This window comes from Myroides odoratimimus (genome assembly GCF_004337635.1).
Lineage (GTDB): Bacteria > Bacteroidota > Bacteroidia > Flavobacteriales > Flavobacteriaceae > Flavobacterium > Flavobacterium odoratimimum.
In genome coordinates, this window is record NZ_CP037427.1 from 2,578,734 (window position 1) to 2,596,385 (window position 17,652).

Here is a 17,652-nt window from a genome sequence, read left to right on the forward strand (position 1 = left end):
TATTTTATTTACTCATTATCATTTTTCTTACTTCCATCAAGGCAAAACCGAGTAAGTTCAATCCATTCCATTTGACAGGAATATTTATTTTTTCATTATCTGCTGCTAATCCTACTCCCCATATCGTATCTACTGGACTAGCTTCTACTAGTACTCTTTTTTTAGTATTGATTAGAAAGGTTTGAAGTTCTTTGTTTTGAGTAAACTTATGATAGTTACCTTCTACCACGATACGATAACGATTAGTTACCCAAATATCTTCTCGAAAACCTCGTACTTCTCTTCCTAATGCTTTCATCTCCATAGGGCTTTTGGCATTCATAATGCGCTTATAGATTTCGTGATCATTGAACAATAGTGCTTTTTGTGCCATCATCCAATGCTCTGTAGAAGCATAAGACTGCCCATTGACCTCAAATCGACTAGGCCACCATTGGCTAAAACATGCTGCTGTTATCTCTCTACTTTTGCTTTTTTGATGTCCCCAAAAGAAGATGTACTTTGATTTCTTTCCACTTTGGTACTCTTTTATATGTTTCTCTAGGCTATACTGTTGTTCAAACTCCATTGTTATTCTGAATTATGCTGTGCAAAAATAAAGAATCCTATTCTTTATTAAATTGTTTATTTTAGCCGCAATCCAATCAACTAATTATTAAAAAATGAAATTAAAGAAAGTAGTACAGTATTTTGCGATATGTACTTTATTGATGAGCTTTTTAGTAGCTTGTAGTAGTGATGATAATTCGTCTATCACAAGAGAAAATAAGCGTGTAAAAGTAGAATCTTATACCCTGATGAAACCCATAGAGCCTTTTAAAGGGCAAGATGTGGAGCATTTAATATTATATACCATGTCTGGTGAGATTTTAGATTATACACCGTCTATAGAAGGATTTAACTACGAAGAAGGTTATATGTATGTATTAGATATTACAAGAACTCACAATAAAGAATTGATGGATAGTAATTTTGAATATGTGTTAGTCAAATTAATTTCTAAAGAGAAAAAAGAATAAATAAGTGTATATAGATATACTAGTAAGGATGCCGCAGAGCATCCTTTTTTTGTTCAGTTAACTTTTTTGTTAGGAGTACTCTTTTCGCTATTAAAATAAAGAAAACAATATTTTCGCTACGGTATAGTTTTTGTTATTTTAAAAGTTAAATTTACTTCAACTTTTATAGATTGTTTTTATGCGATTTTATATGATGAACATTCGTTTGTTTATACTATTGACAGCCCTTATTATGGGTGGGTCTACTTGGGCTAAAAATAAGAAGCCCTCTTCTAAAACTCCTGAACCAGTCGAGACTGTTCGTACTGTTGTCGTAGTGATGGAGAAAACACCAGTGATTAACTTTAATGATACTTTATTTAATGTTTATGGTAATATAGGTTCTTTTACTTCTAAGCAACGTGCTAAATCAATAGAAGGAAAGATCGCTATGTTAGCTGAGGATTATTTATTCGAAGGAGATTCTATCAAATTAGCTGATACTGGAAACTATCTTAATCTGATGTATCAAAATGAGATACTGATGAGTGTGGATAGTATACAAGCCGCACAAGAAAGCAAAAGTAAATTAGAAGCTGCACAGTACTATAAAAAGCAGATTATCTCTGCTGTAGAATTACAACAACACAATACGAGTTGGCAACAAATCTTAATACAAGTAGCAGGGACAATAGCTATTATCATCGTAGAATATTTTATTCTTAAAGGGATACGATATATTTATAGACGATGCAAAGTGGCTATCTGGAAGCAGAGAGGGAAGAGAATTAAAGGAATCTTTGGAATCATAGATGATCAAAGAGCTATGCTGACAACTATATCAATAGCGAAAGTTATTAAGCTAATCGTGGTGTTGATATTCTTATATATTGGGTTGTTAGCTATATTTAAATTATTTCCTTATACAAAACATATTTCTGATCAATTGTTAGAATATGTATTGACTCCTTTAAAATCAGTAGGAAAAAGTATTAAGGCTTATATGCCCAAGCTGTTTACTATTATCGTTATTGTTGCAATATTTAAGTATGTGCAGAAGTTCGTTAGATCTTTAGCAGAAAAGATAGCTACTAACAAGATTACGATTAAAGGGTTCTATCCTGATTGGGCTTTTCCTACTTATAATTTGATCAGTGGATTGCTATTTATCTTTATGTTTATTTTGATATTCCCTTATCTGCCTAATTCTGATTCTCAGATATTCCAAGGGGTATCTGTATTTGCAGGTATTATGTTATCTCTAGGGTCTACATCTGTTATAGGAAACTTGGTAGCAGGTTTAGTAATTACTTATATGAGACCTTTTAAATTAGGAGATCGTATTAAGTTAGGTGAGTTCACTGGGGATGTGTTAGAAAAGACAGCGTTAGTGACGAGAATTAAGACACCTAAAAATGAAGTGATCACAATTCCGAACTCTAATATCATGTCCGCTCAAACGGTTAATTATACGCAGTCAGCTAAAGAGCATGGACTGATTCTATATTTGACAATAGGGGCTGGTTATCACGTACCATGGCAAAAAGTTCATGAAATGCTATACGAGGTGGCAAATAGAACAGAACATGTATTAAAACGTATGCACCCGAGCAAGTACATCTTGTGAGATCTAATTATTCTTCTACATTATCCAGGATAAGTTTCTTGTAATTATGAGGATATAAGTCAGCGATATTCTTGTGGTTGATGGATTGAATATTTTCAAGAACATACTTTAGCCATTGATATGGATTAATGTCATGCTTTTTGCAGTTAGCAAAAAACGTATAGGCCATAGCTGCTCTTTGTGCTGCATCATGAGAACCGGCAAAGAGATAGTTTTTACGACCAATTGCTACAGGTCTGATTACATTTTCAACAAGATTATTGTCTATCTGCAAGTTTCCATTGTGTAAGTAATCACTTAGATTACTCCATCTTTTTTGAGAGTACGCAAAAGCTTTACCTATTCTACTTTGAGGTAAGGTAAGATTCATCTGAGCAATCATATATTTACCAAGCTTGTTGATGATTGGTAAACTTTCATCTAGACGAAGTTCTTTGATTTGATCAGGAGCTAAGTTTTGTTCTTGAGCTTTTCTCTCTATAGCATATAACTTCTGTATTTCTACTAGTACATGCTGCGCCCTTTTTCTATCGTTATCTAAAGCTTTTTCAAATTCACGTCGAGCATGTGCCCAACAAGCAAGATGCGTTACATCTGACTTATTTCCATAGGCTTGGTAGCTGCTATAACCGTCCGTTTGCAGATATCCTTTGAAATTTTCTAATACAGGTAGTGCAGCACTACCGCTACGAGTAGGACTGTAATTAAACATTACAAGCTTGGATATAGGTGCGTGATACACCCAATAGTAGCCAAGATGAGTTTTGTCTTTCTTTTTCTCATCTAAGACTTTGATGGTGGTTTCGTCAACTTGGAGATAACCTTCATTTTTGATGTCCATCACCAGCTTTTGGTATAGTGGTTTTAAAGCATCCATACTTTGAGCGGTCCAACCATCTATTGTAGAAGAAGCTATATCGATGTTTTCTCTTGAAAAGCGTTGCTTCTGTCTATAAAGAGGAATATGATCAACATATTTATCTACAAGTATTGTGGATAATAATCCCTCTGAAGGTATTCCTTTATCTATAATTCGCTCTGGAAGCTCACCAATACTAATTTGAGTGTTGTCTTTACCTTTAGTAGCGTATTTATATCGGATGTAACGCTTGATTTTAAAGTAACCTGGAACATAATCTAACACATCTGTAGTTTCTTTACCAATGCAAATCATATCAGATAAATCTCCCTCAGGATGTATTTCTATTTCTTCTACGGGTAAATGATCTGGTAGTTTAGCTCGTCCTGGATGTTTCTTTTTCTCACGAGAGTAGGTAATCTCTTGTTTGATTACTTCTTCTTGTTCCTCTAAGACTGCTTGTTCAACATCTAAAGGTAATTGAGTTTGATTGGGATCCTCAAAACGTTCTCGGCTTTGACCGAACTTCATGCGCTCAAGTAGCTTTACACGATATTCCAGTTCTGTATTTTTTTCTTCTAGTTTAGAGGTCTTTTCTTCTAAGCTAGTAGTTTTCTTCTCTAATTTAGTATTTACTTTTTCTTGTTTGGAAATAGTCTTTTGGGCTTTGGTTAAAAGTGCCAAAAGTTCTTGTTTCGATAAGTTTTCTAAGTCTATTTCCATGAAGTAAATATACGTCAAAATCCTTATTTATACAAGGATTAAGGCTGTTTTATCTCATGGAAAACCGCCTTTTTTGAGTACTTTTTATCACTTGTATTCCTTCAATCATAAGTACCAAATCACTCCAACTGATTTGAGTCCGATTATGAATAGGAAAAGCAAAAGTACCTTGTTCTAATCGCTTGTGATATAACACAAAACCACCTGTTTCCCAGTGTAAGAGTTTAATCTGATTACATCGACGATTGATAAAGACGTAGACACTTCCATTATGAGCGACTTGATTAAGCTCGTTTTGAACAAGACCACATAGACTATCGAAACTCTTGCGCATATCACAAGCTGATTTATACAAGTAGAATTGATGGCTACTACTCAGACTAAACATTACACAAGGTTTACTAATGAATAGAGTTCACCCAAGTCTTTCGTTTCTAAACGTAACTTCACTCCATTAGGATACACGATTTCGTATTCTTTACTGTCGGTTTTAGATGTTTCACCTATTGCTATAAAGTTACTTGAGCCTTCTTGCTCTGTTTCACTCTTAAACTTTACTACCCAATAACTAAATGTCGCCAGCTTAATTCCAACACTTTCACAATACTTTGATTGTGTTAATCCACTTGCTTGCCAATCCTCTACATGAGAGTACATAATTTCTTGTTTGCTCATCTCTTTATTATTTAAAGCAAACTTACTTCCTTACATTATATTATGAAACATGCACTTGCTGGGGTGCATACATTAAAACGCCAGAAACCATTTATCTTACAAGATCAGTTTAGGGATTTTTATGTTGACTATCAATTGAATGTATATATCAAAGAGGCGAAGTTATCAGCAAAGGTATATTCTGATTTGCGTCAACATGCACAAGATGTTTTTGCAGAAAATAATATTGAGATGGTCGCTCCACATTATAGTGTAAATAGAGTGGTAGATGGAGAAGACTCTACAGTTCCACCAAAGTATGTGAAGGAACAACCAGAAACAAAGAATTAAAAGTAAATGATAGATAAGAGCACTGAGATAATTATTTCGGTGCTTTTGTTTTTTATAAGTGTGTTTAGAGGGGATTAGGTAGTGTTTTTGTATATTCGTTAGATAAAGTATAAGCAACTATGGAAGATATGAAAGTAGCAATAATAGGAGCAGGTATAGCTGGGCTGACTATGGGAATAGCTTTAAAAAAGGCTAATATTCCTTTTGTTATCTATGAGTCTACAGAGAAAATTAAACCTGTAGGAGCGGGGATTGCTATCGCTAATAATGCCATGCAGGTTTATCGACACTTAGGCGTATCTGATCAATTAACTCAAAGAGGTACACGTATCTCTAAAGTGAGATTAACGGATATGAATTTGAATATACTGACACAATCAGATTTGATTGCTTTTGAACAGAAATATCAGTTGGTTAATATTGCAATACATAGAAGCGATTTGCACCATGTTTTGTTAGAAGAGGTGGGAATGGAGCATGTTGTACTAAATAAGCGTTTAGAAGACATTAGTTTGGATGAAGTAGGACTTTATACACTTCGGTTTACAGATGGAAGTACTGCGACTCATGAATATGTAGTAGGTGCTGATGGTATTCGATCTCAAGTGAGACAAAAGATATTTGGTGATTATCCTTTGAGAGATGCTAAGCAGGTATGTTGGCGTGGTGTATTAGATATAGATTTATCTACGGATTATGACCATATAGCATTAGAAGGATGGGGAAGGGGAGAACGCTTTGGTTTTGTCAAACTTGAAGGAAAGCAGGTGTATTGGTATTTTCTAGTCAACGAGGATAAATATCTTAAAAATCAAGACCTTTCTGTTCTTATTAAAGATTGTAGTCCGTTAGTTAAGGATATGATTATGCAGACTGCTGAGGCTGATATCTTTTTAAATAAGATATATGATTTGCCTCTTATCCAGGAGTGGTCTAAGGAGAAAGTGTGTATTATAGGAGATGCTGCTCATGCTACTACACCGAATCTTGGACAAGGTGCTTGTCAAGCAATAGAGGATGTATATATTATCAGCAAACTATTAGAGAAACATTCTTTAGTTGAAGCCTTTCATAAATTTACTTCTATTCGCCGTGAGAAAGTATCTCAGATTGTTCGTGATAGTTGGCGTATGGGACAAGTATCCCAGTTTAGTAATCCATTAATTACTTCTGTTCGAAATATGGCTTTTCGATTTGCTCCTTCTTTCTTAAAAGATAAACAGATCAGCATGATGTTTGAATTGCAAGAGGTATAAAAGCGTTATAGGATGTATAACGCTTTTAGTTTTTTTATTTACCGATACAAAAGTTCGCAAAAATATTCCCTAATAATTCATCATTCGTAACTTGTCCAGTTATTTCACCGAAGAAGTATAATGCTTGGCGGATATCTATGGCCATTAAGTCAGCAGATAAGTTAGTCTGAAGTCCCCACTTAACCTTTTCGATTTCTTCTAGAGCTTTTAATAGGGAGTCGTAGTGACGAGTATTCGTTACGATTGTCTCATTATTGCGTAGAGCACCAGTATTAACGAAGCCTAATAGAGCCTCTTTTAGTTCTTCTACGCCCATATTTTCTTTTGCAGACATCAGCATAAGGTTGTCGATATTTGCTTGGTATAAACCAATCTGTTCCTCTGATAACAAGTCTCTCTTGTTACATACTACTAAAAGAGGTTTTAGAGGGTATTTGTTTTTTAGTTTCTCTAGCTCAACTTTAATCTGATCAAGAGAACTACTATTTAGTTTAGCTCCATCTATTAGGTAGATAACAACTTGAGCCGCTTCGATTTTCTCGAATGTCTTTTGGATACCGATACTTTCTACTACATCTTTTGTTTCGCGGATACCAGCAGTATCTATGAATCTAAATCCAATACCATCTATTACTAATTCATCTTCGATTGTATCACGTGTTGTACCAGCGATGTCTGATACAATAGCACGTTCTTCATTTAATAAAGCATTCAGTAGAGTAGATTTTCCTACGTTTGGCTCTCCAACGATAGCTACAGGAATACCATTCTTAATTACATTACCAACAGCGAAAGAGTCAATAAGACGTTTAAGTACAAACTCTATTCGGTCGATTAGTTCTCTAAACTGTGCACGATCAGCAAACTCAACATCCTCTTCTGAGAAGTCTAACTCTAATTCAATAAGAGAAGCAAAGTTCAATAATTGTTCACGAAGCTTAGCGATCTCACTTGAGAAACCACCACGCATTTGTTGCATAGCGATTTGATGACTTGCTTCATTGTCAGAGGCAATTAAGTCAGCTACCGCTTCTGCTTGAGATAGGTCTAGCTTTCCATTTAAGAAGGCACGCATAGTGAATTCTCCTGCTTGCGCCATTTTAGCACCTTTACGCAGACATAATTGGATGATCTGTTGTTGAATAAAGGTTGAACCATGACAAGAAATTTCAATTGTATTCTCTCCTGTGTATGAATTAGGTCCTTTAAAAACAGACACTAATACCTGATCCAATACACGCTCTCCATCTACAATATGACCTAAGTGTAAAGTATGTGTTTTTTGTGTCGTTAAATCTTTATTCTTGATCGATTTAAAAATGCCATTGACTAGTGTAATTGCATCTTTACCCGAAACTCTTATTATAGCTACAGCACCTGCTCCTGAAGGAGTAGCTAAAGCGACAATAGTATCTTGTAATATCATATCTTTTCTAAATATGAGGCAAAGATACTATTAATTCATTTAATCTAATGATGTCTACTATTGGGTTAAGAAGTTCTTTGTATAGCTACTACTAGCGTGGTTAGTCTTGTATAATCTAAGTCGAAATGTTTATCACTATAAGGCTAATTAAAGGTAGAGTAGTGCCCTAATTTGTCTGTTTATACCTAATAGGTATAAAAGTATGTGTTTACATGCTATTTAAGCTCTATATCGCATATTTTACAACTTTTAGCCTTTAAAATACTATAAAAACATAAAGATTATTCATATCTTTATACAAATAAAACAATTGGATACCATGAAAAAAATACTATTCCCTACAGATTTTTCAGAAACAGCTAACAATGCTCTAGTATATGCGTTAAGAATGGCAGAAAACCAAAATGCAACTCTTTTTGTACTACATGCTTATGAGATGCCTGTGATTTCTGCAACAGCTAATCCTGTAATGGTACAGGATGTATATAAATCTATTGAGTTGAGCAATTTTGAAAATTTCAAAGATCAAGTACCTCAAATTAGAGATATAGCAAAACAGCATAACTTAGACCATGTTCCAATGCACTTCATTTTAGAAGAAGGTTTCTTGAATACTATCTTAAAGAAAAGAGTTAAAGAAGAAGAGATTGATTTAGTAGTGATGGGAACAAATGGTAACTCAGGATTAGATAAAAAAATCTTAGGTTCTAATACAGCTAATGCAATTGGTTCTTTAGGAATTCCTGTGTTGAGCATTCCTCATGATGCTATTTTTGATGGAATTAATTCTATTGCATTTACAACGTTGTTCAGTTCACAAGATAAAACTACTTTAGAGACTATTGTTCAAATGGCTAAAGGGTTTAATGCAACTGTAAAATGTATTCACGTTGCAACTGCAAAAGATAAAGCAGATCCTGCTGTAATTAATAGTTGGAAAGAGAACTTTAAAAATGACAATGTGAAATTCTATATTGTAGAAAGCAGTGATGTAGAAAAAGCAGTATTTGATTTCTTAGACGAAGAGAATATTGACCTTTTAGTTTCAGTAAAAAGAAATAGAGGTTTCTTCGAAAAACTATTTACAAGTAGTATGACTAAGAAATTAAGTTACCACAACTATGTTCCTGTGTTAGCTTTCCACGAAGAATAAGAATTTTTCCTTATTAAGTATATAGAGGTGTCCTTTTAGGGCACCTTTTTTTGTTGTAGTTAATCTAGTGCTGTATAACGTGTTTTTTGATTTCAAGAGTGATCATCATTTAATAGTTAAATGGCCTCATAAAAGGTAGTTAGCTTTTTTACCTTATAGTAGGTTCGTACGGGATGTTTTAGGCTAAAACATGTATAAGTGTAGTTCTTATTAAAACTAACTCCTAAAAACCAATTAAAATAGTTAAAAACACATAGAGTATGGTTAATGATAGTTTTAACGATTACTAACGGATAAAATAAAACATCTCTGTTAGTATTTGTTAGTTAGTAACTTATGCAGAATGTTTAATTATAGAAGACTATTAAAGTCTAGTTTTTGTCTTTTTAAGTCAATCTTAAAGGAAGATTACTACTCACCATAACGGGTAGGAGACATAGATAAAGAAAACATAATAATTATAGTAGAATGAATAATGTTTACAAGAGTATGAGAAAATGAAACATTCTTTTTTATAAAATATGGAGAAGGACTTCTACTGTATTGGAATGCAGTGTATCTATTGTATATAAGTGTCTAAACTATAAAATTAGGGCCCGTTTTAATTGTAGTTATCATTAAGTATTAGAAAACTGATTTAGCCTTTTGAGTAGGGCGTTTCATTTTTTAAACGTACAGTTTAGATGTTTCATAAAGCAATATACGAAAGACTAGTTATTATTTAAATTGATATTTATCAGTATATAGCTTTATAATTGCTTAACTAGTTTGTTTTTAGGTGTTTATGGTGTTTATGTTTTACGTAAAAGAGTTAGTTTTTGAGTAGTTTATTGCGTCAAACATAAAAGTATTGGGTAGTTGTAATTCAATATAAAGGTAAAACTTTGTAGAAATAAAAATATTATAGCTATGGATACACTCTTGTATTACTTTTACTATTTAAGCTCACATTTTGAGAGCTTTTCCCCAGTAGTAAGGCTAACTGTTTTTTTAACTATGCTACTTGGGGGAGTTTATATTTATTCTTTATTGAGAATTGGCGCTGTTGCTTATAGAAATAAAGTAGAGAAGCAGCGATACTCTAAAGTTAAAGAAAAATATGAAGAACCTCTTTATGCTTTATTACAAACTAAAGAAAACATTTCATCTAATCAAGTACTACAGAGTTTAGGCTTAGAAAATAATGAGCTTAAGAATTGGGAGAAAGCTTGTATAACAGACTTATTAGTGAATCTAATCAAAAAAGGAAATGGAGTACAACACTAATAATTATAACGAGATTCTTAAAGCTCTAGATTTACCTAACTATTGGGAGAACCGTTTAAAGAGTAAGGTAAATAAGAAGAGCGTACATTCTCTTAGAATGCTAGAGCATTTGGGAGACAATGTATCAGGTACTGCTATTGCTCAGAAATTGTACTCAGAGAATACACATATTAGAAAGCATGCAAAGAGCATTTTTATGAAGTTTTCGTCTCATGATTCTTTTAAGTTTTTAGAGAATGACTTTGATCGTGATTTTAATGCTTTTGATGAAGTTCGTATTCATACTTCTTTAGTGAAAAGAGCATCTACTAGACCTTTGCCATTGTTAATGAGATGGGTGAATGTAGCGAAGAATGATAAGTATCAAGCCTTCTTGATCTATGAAATAGCTTTCTTTAAACAAGTAGAGAGTGCAGCTGATTTGTTGAGGTTGTATAAACAGACTAATTCAACAGTGGTAAAGAAAGCAATTGTAGAAGCATTGGGTGACTTTGCTTATCGAGATGCTATATCTGTGTTTATAGAGGAGTTTAGTTATGTAGAACAACTTATTCAAAATGAAATTGTTATTGCCTTTGGTAAAATTGGAGGTATAGACGCTTTGTCATTTTTAGAACAGTTGTATTATGAAACTGAGAATAAAGAGTTGTTAGTAAATATTCTTTCTACACTTTATCTTTTAGATAAGAGTAAAGTGACCTATAATAAAATTAAAGAACAAGCAATTACTGATTTTGAAAGACAGATCATTGGGTATGTTGAGTTGCGCTAGGAAGCAATATACTTGTTAATATACCTCTAACTGGTTAAGTACTTTTTTATTAATCGCCTTTGTGATTTTATTTGTACAATAGACTAGAAGAAGATGATTTGAATGACTGTCTTCTTTTTAGCTTTTAGAGAGTGCAGAATATTGGCTTAATCCCCACAACCTTACTAAAATTAATATGGAAGAATTATTCTATTTTTATCAATACCTAGTTTATTTTTACGCTTGTTTAATTACGTTAATTTACTTCTTTTTAGCAGTATTTGGATACTTTAAGATTATTAAAAATAAAGTAAAATATACGGCTAGAGAAGAACATACTTTAAGAACACATCCAGAGATAGCACCTGCTATTTCAGTAGTAGCACCTGCTTATAATGAAGAGGTAATTATTATTGCTAATGTTCAATCTCTTTTAAATCTAGATTACCCTAATTTTGAGGTAATCATTGTGAATGACGGAAGTAAAGATCAAACTTTAGAATTACTTGTTGACAATTTTGATCTACATGAAGTTCCTTACCCTTATATTCAGAAGGTTAGAAGTAAGCCTGTCAAACGTATTTTTAAATCTACTAACCCAGACTATAAGCGACTAACAGTAGTAGATAAAGAGAATGGAGGTACTAAAGCAGACGCTATGAATGCTGGTATTAATGTTGCTCAATATGATTATTTTATCAATACAGATGTCGATTGTATTTTAAGTAAGGACACCCTAACCAAAATCATATTACCTGTACTAGATTCTAAAGTTCCTGTTATAGCAGTAGGGGCTACCATGAGAATGGCTAATGGGTGTGAGGTAAAAGATGGTCAGATTGTTAAAGTAAAAGCACCTAATCGTTTAATCCCCTTATTTCAGGAGACAGAATATCTTCGTTCGTATTTATTGGCAAAAATGGGATGGTCTAGTTTTAACTTGATTCCTAATGTATCTGGTGGTTTTGGACTTTTTGATAGAAATATTGTAGTAGAAGCAGGGGGGTATGACTCTTCTTCTCATGCAGAAGATATGGATATGACTTTTAGAATGATCGCTTATATGTGTGACCAGAAGAAAGAATACCGTATCGAACAGATTGCTGATACATGCTGTTGGACAGAAGGCCCACCTAATCTTAAAGTACTCGGTAGACAGCGTACTAGATGGGGACGAGGATTGTTGCAGATTTTTATAGTACACAGAAGATTAATGCTTAATCCTAAATATGGAAGACTTGGGTTATTAGTTATGCCGTATGCCTTATTATTTGAATTTATGGCACCTATCGTAGAGCTGATAGGAATAGCGTTTCTAATCTTTCTATTTTTTACAGATCAGGTAAACCTAGAGACTTTCTGGCTAATGTTATTGTTTGTTTACATGGTAGGGGCGACGATGTCTCTAGTATCTATTTCTTTTGATGTTATTGTCAAGAAACAGTACGACTCCTATATAGATTACCTAAAACTTATTTTCTTATCTGCTTTTGAAGCTATTTTTTATCATCCTTTCATTGTGTTTTTTAGCCTTAGAGGATACTGGCAGTTTATGACTAAAAAGAATTTTAAATGGGGAGAAATGACACGTCAAGGCTTTTCTCAAGAAACTAAAGCAGAACCAATAGAGACTACTCTATCTTAATTTGTAAACGAAATGAATAGAATAAAAAGACACCTGATACAGTTAAGCGTATTGTTAGTTTCTACTTATAATTATGCACAAGTACAGACAACTAAAGAAGGGAGTGAAGATTATGTATTACTTGCTAACCGTGAGTTTAACGAGAATAAATGGGAATCAGGTAAGAAGATTGTAGATAAAGGGATGCTAGAAGACCCTAAAGATGCAGATCTGCGCATGTTATTAGGAAAGTATTACCACCATATTAAACAATATGATAAAGCGAGGTATGAGTTAGTTAAGGCTATCGAATTAGATCCAGGACAAATAGATGCTAGACATATTTTAGTCAATGTAGAAACAGAGACGAAGCGCTATTCTAGTGCGATATGTTATGTCAATGAGATATTGGAAGTACAGCCATATTTAAAAAGTCTATGGAAGAGAAAAATACACTTATTTGAACTACAAGGCAATCATGTGGAAGCAGATCGACTGAGAAAGAGATTGTATCAGATATATCCGTCTGATCAAAATCTAAAGAATGAATATGCTTATAGTATAGAACTAGAGTTAGCAAAGAATCAAACGTTAGGAGATTTTGATAAAGCGATTTCTTTAAATAAAGAATTGATTAAGAATGACCCAAAAAATGTAGAGTATCATTTAGTACTGATTAATGATTATATCAAAACAGCAGATTGGAATAATGCTCTTATCCAGATAGAGAGAGCACTTACTTTGTTTCCAAATAATACAACCCTACAGAATAAGAAGATAGGTGTATTATCAGATCAGAAGAGATATGATCTATTATTGCCATTTTTACAACAGTCTAAATTGACTCAGCAATATAATTATTACACTTTAGAAGCAGCTAGACACGCTAAGGTAACAGCTCCTTTTGACTTGTATAGTAAGGTATTGAATAGTAACCCTCGTAATGAAGAAGCTTTTAATTATGTATTTAACCAACTTATTGCTCAGCAGCAATATGAGGAGGCGTTGTATCAGCTAAATAAGTATAGAAAGGCATCAGGTACTAGTAAATAGTTAGCACTAAAAGAACTACAAGTCTATACTCGTATGGGGAATACAGCTAAAGCAAAAGCTTTAGTCAAACAGTTATATACTAGCTATCCTGGCGATATGGATGTACAAGATTCTTATTATCAGATTACACTAGAAGAAGCTAAAGGTTTTATGCTAGAAGAGCAGTATGAATATGCGATTGATAGGTGGCATATTCTATTAAGGTCATCAGATAAGGAGATTACCTCATTAGGTTATATGGGACTGTATAGAGCTTATGTAGCGAAGGGAGACTATACTAGTGCACTACATACATTGAATCAATATGAACTAAACGCGAATGAGTCTATTTATCTAGGCTTTAAAAAAGCAGATTTATATTTTAAACTACATAAGTATAACGAAGCTTTAGCAGCCTATGAAGAAGAGCTTATTGCTTTAGATTTAGATCAACGAAGAACTTATTTGCCAGGTTATCAGGAGTTGTGTACAGCTATTGTCAAAGACCAGAATGAACATTTTTTGTATAGCGAAAGCTTATATTACGTTAAACGTTGGCTAGCTCATGACCCTACTAATAAAACAGCACTTGTGTATGCAGTTAACTTATCTCATCAGTTAAAGAGAGAAGAAGAAATGGAAGCCTATTTACAAAGAGGAGTAGAGGTGTATCCAGAAGAAGTCTTCTTTCAGGTGAAGTTAGCAGAGTATCAAGGAAACGTAGCAACAGACTATGGTCCTATTTACAATGCTATATTATCGCAAGTAATACAACAACCTTATCATGAGCTAGCACTTACCACTTATGAAGGGATCAGTGAAAAGTATGCTTTACAGTTGATCAAAGAGAATCAGACTGATCAGGCTCTAAGCGTATTAGACGAAACCTTAGCATACTTACCTAATAGTAGAGTTATAAAATATACTAAAGGATTAGTATTAGAAAAGCAAAAGAAATATGCAGAGGCTTATGCTTATCAGCTTTTCTATGACCCATCACCTATAGAGTTAGAAGAGTATAAAAAGCACTTACAGTTCTTAGCTTATAAATCATTGAGAAATGAGATAGGTATAGAGTATTTGCGCAGTCACTTTGATGATAAGTCTAGTAAGAAGCACTCTATAGCTTCAGTTCATTACACTTATCATGCGCTAAAGAATAGTTATACTATCGGAACGAATTATACCGCTAGAGAAGCAGGTCGTGGTATTCAAGGTCATTTTGATTGGGCTAGAACCTGGAGTGATAAGTGGAGCAGTAATGCTAATATAGCTTTTGCAGATGCTTACTTCCCTAAGTTCTCTATTAATGGATCTGTGTTCAGAGACTTTAACTTTTTAGGCGGTGTAGAATTAGAACTAGGAGCAGGGTATCGAATATTCCAAAAGGATAAAGAGGTATCGAATACTAGTGATAATATGTTTAATATAGTTCTAGGAGCTACTAAGCAGACAGATCAATACAGTCTAAATGTGAAGCTAAACAATTTTTTTAGTAATCATAAGTGGATGTATAATCTATCTGTAAATGCAAGGTATTTCTTATCGTCTCCTAAGCATTTTATAGCGGCTAATGCAGGCGTGGGATCATCTCCTGATGTTGAGTTAATCGATTATCAGCTGTATGATACATTTGATGTGTTGAATACCAATGTAGAAGCAGGATACGGAACAGTATTGTTCAAGAATGTTACAGGTAGTATTATGGGAAGTTGGTATAACTACAAGGATAATCAGTTGAAGTATAAGAATTTTTACAATCTATATTTTGCAATAAATGTGGTTTTCTAATATAATTAAATACTCGTTGTTATCTGTCTTATGCTGTATCTATGGCTGTAAGGCGAATACTTCAGAAAAATTGAGCAGTGAATATTACGTTATTCATGCAGATGATGTGTTTGAGAGCAAGTTGTGGGCAGATTATTTATACAAGCATCTGATGAGACGTACTTCTACTCATCCCATTGTAGAAATGGCTACAGGGAATGAAGAACAAGATAGTGCCAAACATATTTATATAACAATGGATGAGACTCTAGAGCATGATTATTGCATTCAGCATGATCATCAAGGCTTGCGTATTAAGGCTAGAGATGGACAGACTATAAAATGGGTAATATATCAGCTAATAGAAGCGATATCAGAAGAGGATTCTCGTTTTCTAACAGCAGATTTGCCACCAGCTATATTAGATTTTGTCACAGGGTGTAGTACAAATGACTTTACTTATAGAGAACCTCATTACCTAGAGAATTTGTTATTAGATCAGTCTGGTGTATTGGGAAATAATAATGTGGAAGAAGATTGGGGTATTTGGGGGCATAACATTGCTAAAGCGATTCCTTCTGAGCCTAAATCTATAATCTATGCGAGAGTAAATGAACAAGTAAACAGAGATCAGTTCTGTTTCACTTCAGGGGATTTATATGCTTATCTATCAGAATACATTATTGATAACTATGGTTATGGGGTGGAGGGCTCAGAGCATTATCGTTTTGTGATTGCACCTAATGACAACGCCATTGTGTGTAGCTGTGCAGGATGTCTTGATTTGAATAAGTCTACTGCTCAGGCTTCAGAGTCTGTCGCTCATCTGATTAATAAACTAGCTAGACGATTTCCGAAGTATGAGTTCTATATGTTAGCTTATTTATCAACTAAGACAGTGCCTAAGGTGACTTTAGAACCTAATGTAGGAGTGATGATAAGTACGATAGATATCCCTAAAGGAGTAGCTCTAAAAGAGAAGTATCTAGCTCAGAAAAATGTACAAGGTTTTATATCTGATATCAAGACGTGGCGTACGAAGACCAATAAGGTTCTCTTATGGGATTATAGCTCTAATTTTGATGATTATCTAAGCCCAATACCAATTCTTTATGGATTACAACACCAATTTAAGTTTTTTAAAAATCTTGGTGTACAAGGGATCTTTTTAAATGCTAGTGGATATGATTATTCTTCTTTCTCAGATGTACAGAATTATGTAGCAACTACTTTATTGAAAGATATTGATGCAGATGTAGAAGAGTTAATTAGAAGCTACTTTAAGAAGGTATATCCTAAGAGTGGAGATTTGCTCAGCACTTATTATATCCGCCTAGAGAAGCGTTATAATCAAGCCAATAAACCATATAGTATGTATGGTTCTCCAGAAGATAACTTTACTACCTACTTAGATCCACAAGAGTTTATTCATTTCTATCAGTCTTTAGCAAAACAAGTTTTAATTACAAGTGGAGAAGAGAGAAAGAAGTTAGATAAACTATATACTGCACTTACTTTTACTCGCTTACAATTAGCGTATTATCGTGCCTCTGATCATCTAGGAGCTATTGATGTAAAAGGAAACTCAATCACCTTTAAACAAGAACTCAAAAATGGCTTAGAGGTATTAAATCTAGCTAAAGAACGAGGAATACTGAAGTATAAAGAAGCAGAAGGTAATGTAGATAATTATCTAACTAGTTGGAGAGAAATCGTAGCTAAAGAAGGACAAGAAAGCTTTCTTCTCCTAAAACCTATAATAGTTAAAAACAGCACAGGCAAAGTGATAACCTCGAGTACGCTATTAAGTAATGGATTGTTAGGCTTTAGAACAGATTATCATTTAGGATGGTATATATCTCCAGAGAATAAGTGGTCTGTAGAGTTTAATACAACTCATATAGAAGGTGTGAAGACACTTGCTTTGCGCTTTTTATTACATAAAAAGCATCAGTTTGAGTCACCTGCTCTCATAGAGTTACGACTAGATGGTAAGTTAGTCAAGACTATTGATTCAGCTTCTTACCACCTGACAGATAGTATAGCAGAGTTCTCGACTTATATTGATTTTAATCAAAGTGAGAAAATGGAGATTGTCTTTACAAAGAAGGAAGGAAGTAGAGTGACTATAGCTCTTGATGAAATACAAATAACTAATTAAA

General features: G+C 33.7%; 16 protein-coding genes. 11 read left to right on the forward strand and 5 right to left on the reverse strand.

Going from position 1 to position 17,652, the window contains the following annotated elements; genetic code table 11:
- Positions 1-4: 4 nt before the first annotated feature.
- The gene (locus tag E0Z07_RS11625; RefSeq protein ID WP_006265088.1) at positions 5-568 is read right to left on the reverse strand and encodes an NADAR family protein; all 564 of its coding nucleotides are present in this window, start codon (positions 566-568) and stop codon (positions 5-7) included.
- Positions 569-662: 94 nt separating this feature from the next.
- Here E0Z07_RS11625 and E0Z07_RS11630 point away from each other — a divergent pair, with 94 nt between their 5' ends.
- Positions 663-1,019 carry a DUF4377 domain-containing protein gene (locus E0Z07_RS11630; protein WP_016649584.1) on the forward strand — a complete coding sequence of 119 codons (357 nt, stop codon included), beginning with the start codon at positions 663-665 and terminating at the stop codon, positions 1,017-1,019.
- Positions 1,020-1,197: 178 nt separating this feature from the next.
- A complete protein-coding gene (locus E0Z07_RS11635; RefSeq protein WP_317128054.1) occupies positions 1,198-2,625 on the forward strand; it encodes a mechanosensitive ion channel family protein in 1,428 nt (475 codons plus the stop codon).
- A 7-nt stretch (positions 2,626-2,632) separates the two neighbouring features.
- Here E0Z07_RS11635 and tnpC read toward each other — a convergent pair whose 3' ends face one another.
- Genes tnpC through tnpA form a run of 3 tightly spaced genes read right to left on the reverse strand, consistent with a single transcriptional unit; the run spans position 2,633 to position 4,882 of the window.
- The gene (gene tnpC, locus E0Z07_RS11640) at positions 2,633-4,207 is read right to left on the reverse strand and encodes an IS66 family transposase (RefSeq protein ID WP_006265854.1); all 1,575 of its coding nucleotides are present in this window, start codon (positions 4,205-4,207) and stop codon (positions 2,633-2,635) included.
- 49 nt (positions 4,208-4,256) lie between these two features.
- Positions 4,257-4,595 (reverse strand): IS66 family insertion sequence element accessory protein TnpB, encoded by a 339-nt coding sequence (gene tnpB, locus E0Z07_RS11645; protein ID WP_080592084.1) that lies wholly within the window; start codon positions 4,593-4,595, stop codon positions 4,257-4,259.
- Positions 4,595-4,882 (reverse strand): IS66 family insertion sequence element accessory protein TnpA, encoded by a 288-nt coding sequence (tnpA, locus tag E0Z07_RS11650; protein WP_006258245.1) that lies wholly within the window; start codon positions 4,880-4,882, stop codon positions 4,595-4,597. The genes tnpB and tnpA overlap by 1 nt, the downstream gene beginning before the upstream one ends.
- 42 nt (positions 4,883-4,924) lie before the next feature.
- On the opposite strand from tnpA, the gene E0Z07_RS11655 reads away from it, so the two are divergent.
- Both E0Z07_RS11655 and E0Z07_RS11660 read left to right on the forward strand, forming a co-directional pair.
- A complete protein-coding gene (locus E0Z07_RS11655; protein WP_233445963.1) occupies positions 4,925-5,212 on the forward strand; it encodes a mechanosensitive ion channel in 288 nt (95 codons plus the stop codon).
- 128 nt (positions 5,213-5,340) lie between these two features.
- Positions 5,341-6,468: an FAD-dependent monooxygenase gene (locus tag E0Z07_RS11660; protein WP_233445964.1), complete on the forward strand. Its 1,128-nt coding sequence runs from the start codon at positions 5,341-5,343 to the stop codon at positions 6,466-6,468.
- A gap of 34 nt (positions 6,469-6,502) precedes the next feature.
- Here E0Z07_RS11660 and mnmE read toward each other — a convergent pair whose 3' ends face one another.
- Positions 6,503-7,894: a tRNA uridine-5-carboxymethylaminomethyl(34) synthesis GTPase MnmE gene (gene mnmE, locus E0Z07_RS11665; protein WP_131540775.1), complete on the reverse strand. Its 1,392-nt coding sequence runs from the start codon at positions 7,892-7,894 to the stop codon at positions 6,503-6,505.
- 319 nt (positions 7,895-8,213) lie between these two features.
- Between mnmE and E0Z07_RS11670 the strand changes: the two genes are divergently transcribed.
- The 7 genes from E0Z07_RS11670 to E0Z07_RS11695 all read left to right on the forward strand — a co-directional run bounded on the left by E0Z07_RS11670 (position 8,214) and on the right by E0Z07_RS11695 (position 17,651).
- Complete coding sequence (locus E0Z07_RS11670; RefSeq protein WP_006259235.1) at positions 8,214-9,047, forward strand: universal stress protein; 834 nt, start codon at positions 8,214-8,216, stop codon at positions 9,045-9,047.
- A 996-nt stretch (positions 9,048-10,043) separates the two neighbouring features.
- Positions 10,044-10,313, forward strand: a complete 270-nt coding sequence (locus tag E0Z07_RS11675) for a hypothetical protein (protein ID WP_225581900.1) — start codon at positions 10,044-10,046, stop codon at positions 10,311-10,313.
- Positions 10,297-11,085, forward strand: a complete 789-nt coding sequence (locus E0Z07_RS11680) for a HEAT repeat domain-containing protein (protein WP_131540776.1) — start codon at positions 10,297-10,299, stop codon at positions 11,083-11,085. Before E0Z07_RS11675 ends, E0Z07_RS11680 begins: the two co-directional genes overlap by 17 nt.
- Before the next feature lie 175 nt (positions 11,086-11,260).
- Positions 11,261-12,709, forward strand: coding sequence for a glycosyltransferase family 2 protein (locus E0Z07_RS11685; protein ID WP_006263355.1), 1,449 nt, complete (start codon positions 11,261-11,263; stop codon positions 12,707-12,709).
- 12 nt (positions 12,710-12,721) lie between these two features.
- Positions 12,722-13,741 carry a tetratricopeptide repeat protein gene (locus E0Z07_RS18265; protein WP_233445965.1) on the forward strand — a complete coding sequence of 340 codons (1,020 nt, stop codon included), beginning with the start codon at positions 12,722-12,724 and terminating at the stop codon, positions 13,739-13,741.
- Between the two features lie 33 nt (positions 13,742-13,774).
- Complete coding sequence (locus E0Z07_RS18270; protein ID WP_233445966.1) at positions 13,775-15,511, forward strand: YaiO family outer membrane beta-barrel protein; 1,737 nt, start codon at positions 13,775-13,777, stop codon at positions 15,509-15,511.
- A complete protein-coding gene (locus E0Z07_RS11695; RefSeq protein WP_006265100.1) occupies positions 15,498-17,651 on the forward strand; it encodes a DUF4838 domain-containing protein in 2,154 nt (717 codons plus the stop codon). The genes E0Z07_RS18270 and E0Z07_RS11695 overlap by 14 nt, the downstream gene beginning before the upstream one ends.
- The last annotated feature ends 1 nt before the right edge of the window (position 17,652 follow it).

What these genes read in the sequence shown, in the direction of transcription:
- E0Z07_RS11670 (WP_006259235.1), top strand. Translation starts at nt 8,214, where the DNA reads ATGAAAAAAATACTATTCCCTACAGATTTTTCAGAAACAGCTAACAAT.
- E0Z07_RS11635 (WP_317128054.1), top strand. Translation starts at nt 1,198, where the DNA reads ATGCGATTTTATATGATGAACATTCGTTTGTTTATACTATTGACAGCC.
- tnpA (WP_006258245.1), bottom strand. Translation starts at nt 4,882, where the DNA reads ATGAGCAAACAAGAAATTATGTACTCTCATGTAGAGGATTGGCAAGCA.
- E0Z07_RS11695 (WP_006265100.1), top strand. Translation starts at nt 15,498, where the DNA reads ATGTGGTTTTCTAATATAATTAAATACTCGTTGTTATCTGTCTTATGC.
- mnmE (WP_131540775.1), bottom strand. Translation starts at nt 7,894, where the DNA reads ATGATATTACAAGATACTATTGTCGCTTTAGCTACTCCTTCAGGAGCA.
- E0Z07_RS18265 (WP_233445965.1), top strand. Translation starts at nt 12,722, where the DNA reads ATGAATAGAATAAAAAGACACCTGATACAGTTAAGCGTATTGTTAGTT.
- E0Z07_RS11655 (WP_233445963.1), top strand. Translation starts at nt 4,925, where the DNA reads ATGAAACATGCACTTGCTGGGGTGCATACATTAAAACGCCAGAAACCA.
- E0Z07_RS11660 (WP_233445964.1), top strand. Translation starts at nt 5,341, where the DNA reads ATGAAAGTAGCAATAATAGGAGCAGGTATAGCTGGGCTGACTATGGGA.
- E0Z07_RS11630 (WP_016649584.1), top strand. Translation starts at nt 663, where the DNA reads ATGAAATTAAAGAAAGTAGTACAGTATTTTGCGATATGTACTTTATTG.
- tnpB (WP_080592084.1), bottom strand. Translation starts at nt 4,595, where the DNA reads ATGTTTAGTCTGAGTAGTAGCCATCAATTCTACTTGTATAAATCAGCT.
- E0Z07_RS11680 (WP_131540776.1), top strand. Translation starts at nt 10,297, where the DNA reads ATGGAGTACAACACTAATAATTATAACGAGATTCTTAAAGCTCTAGAT.
- tnpC (WP_006265854.1), bottom strand. Translation starts at nt 4,207, where the DNA reads ATGGAAATAGACTTAGAAAACTTATCGAAACAAGAACTTTTGGCACTT.
- E0Z07_RS11625 (WP_006265088.1), bottom strand. Translation starts at nt 568, where the DNA reads ATGGAGTTTGAACAACAGTATAGCCTAGAGAAACATATAAAAGAGTAC.
- E0Z07_RS11675 (WP_225581900.1), top strand. Translation starts at nt 10,044, where the DNA reads ATGCTACTTGGGGGAGTTTATATTTATTCTTTATTGAGAATTGGCGCT.
- E0Z07_RS18270 (WP_233445966.1), top strand. Translation starts at nt 13,775, where the DNA reads ATGGGGAATACAGCTAAAGCAAAAGCTTTAGTCAAACAGTTATATACT.
- E0Z07_RS11685 (WP_006263355.1), top strand. Translation starts at nt 11,261, where the DNA reads ATGGAAGAATTATTCTATTTTTATCAATACCTAGTTTATTTTTACGCT.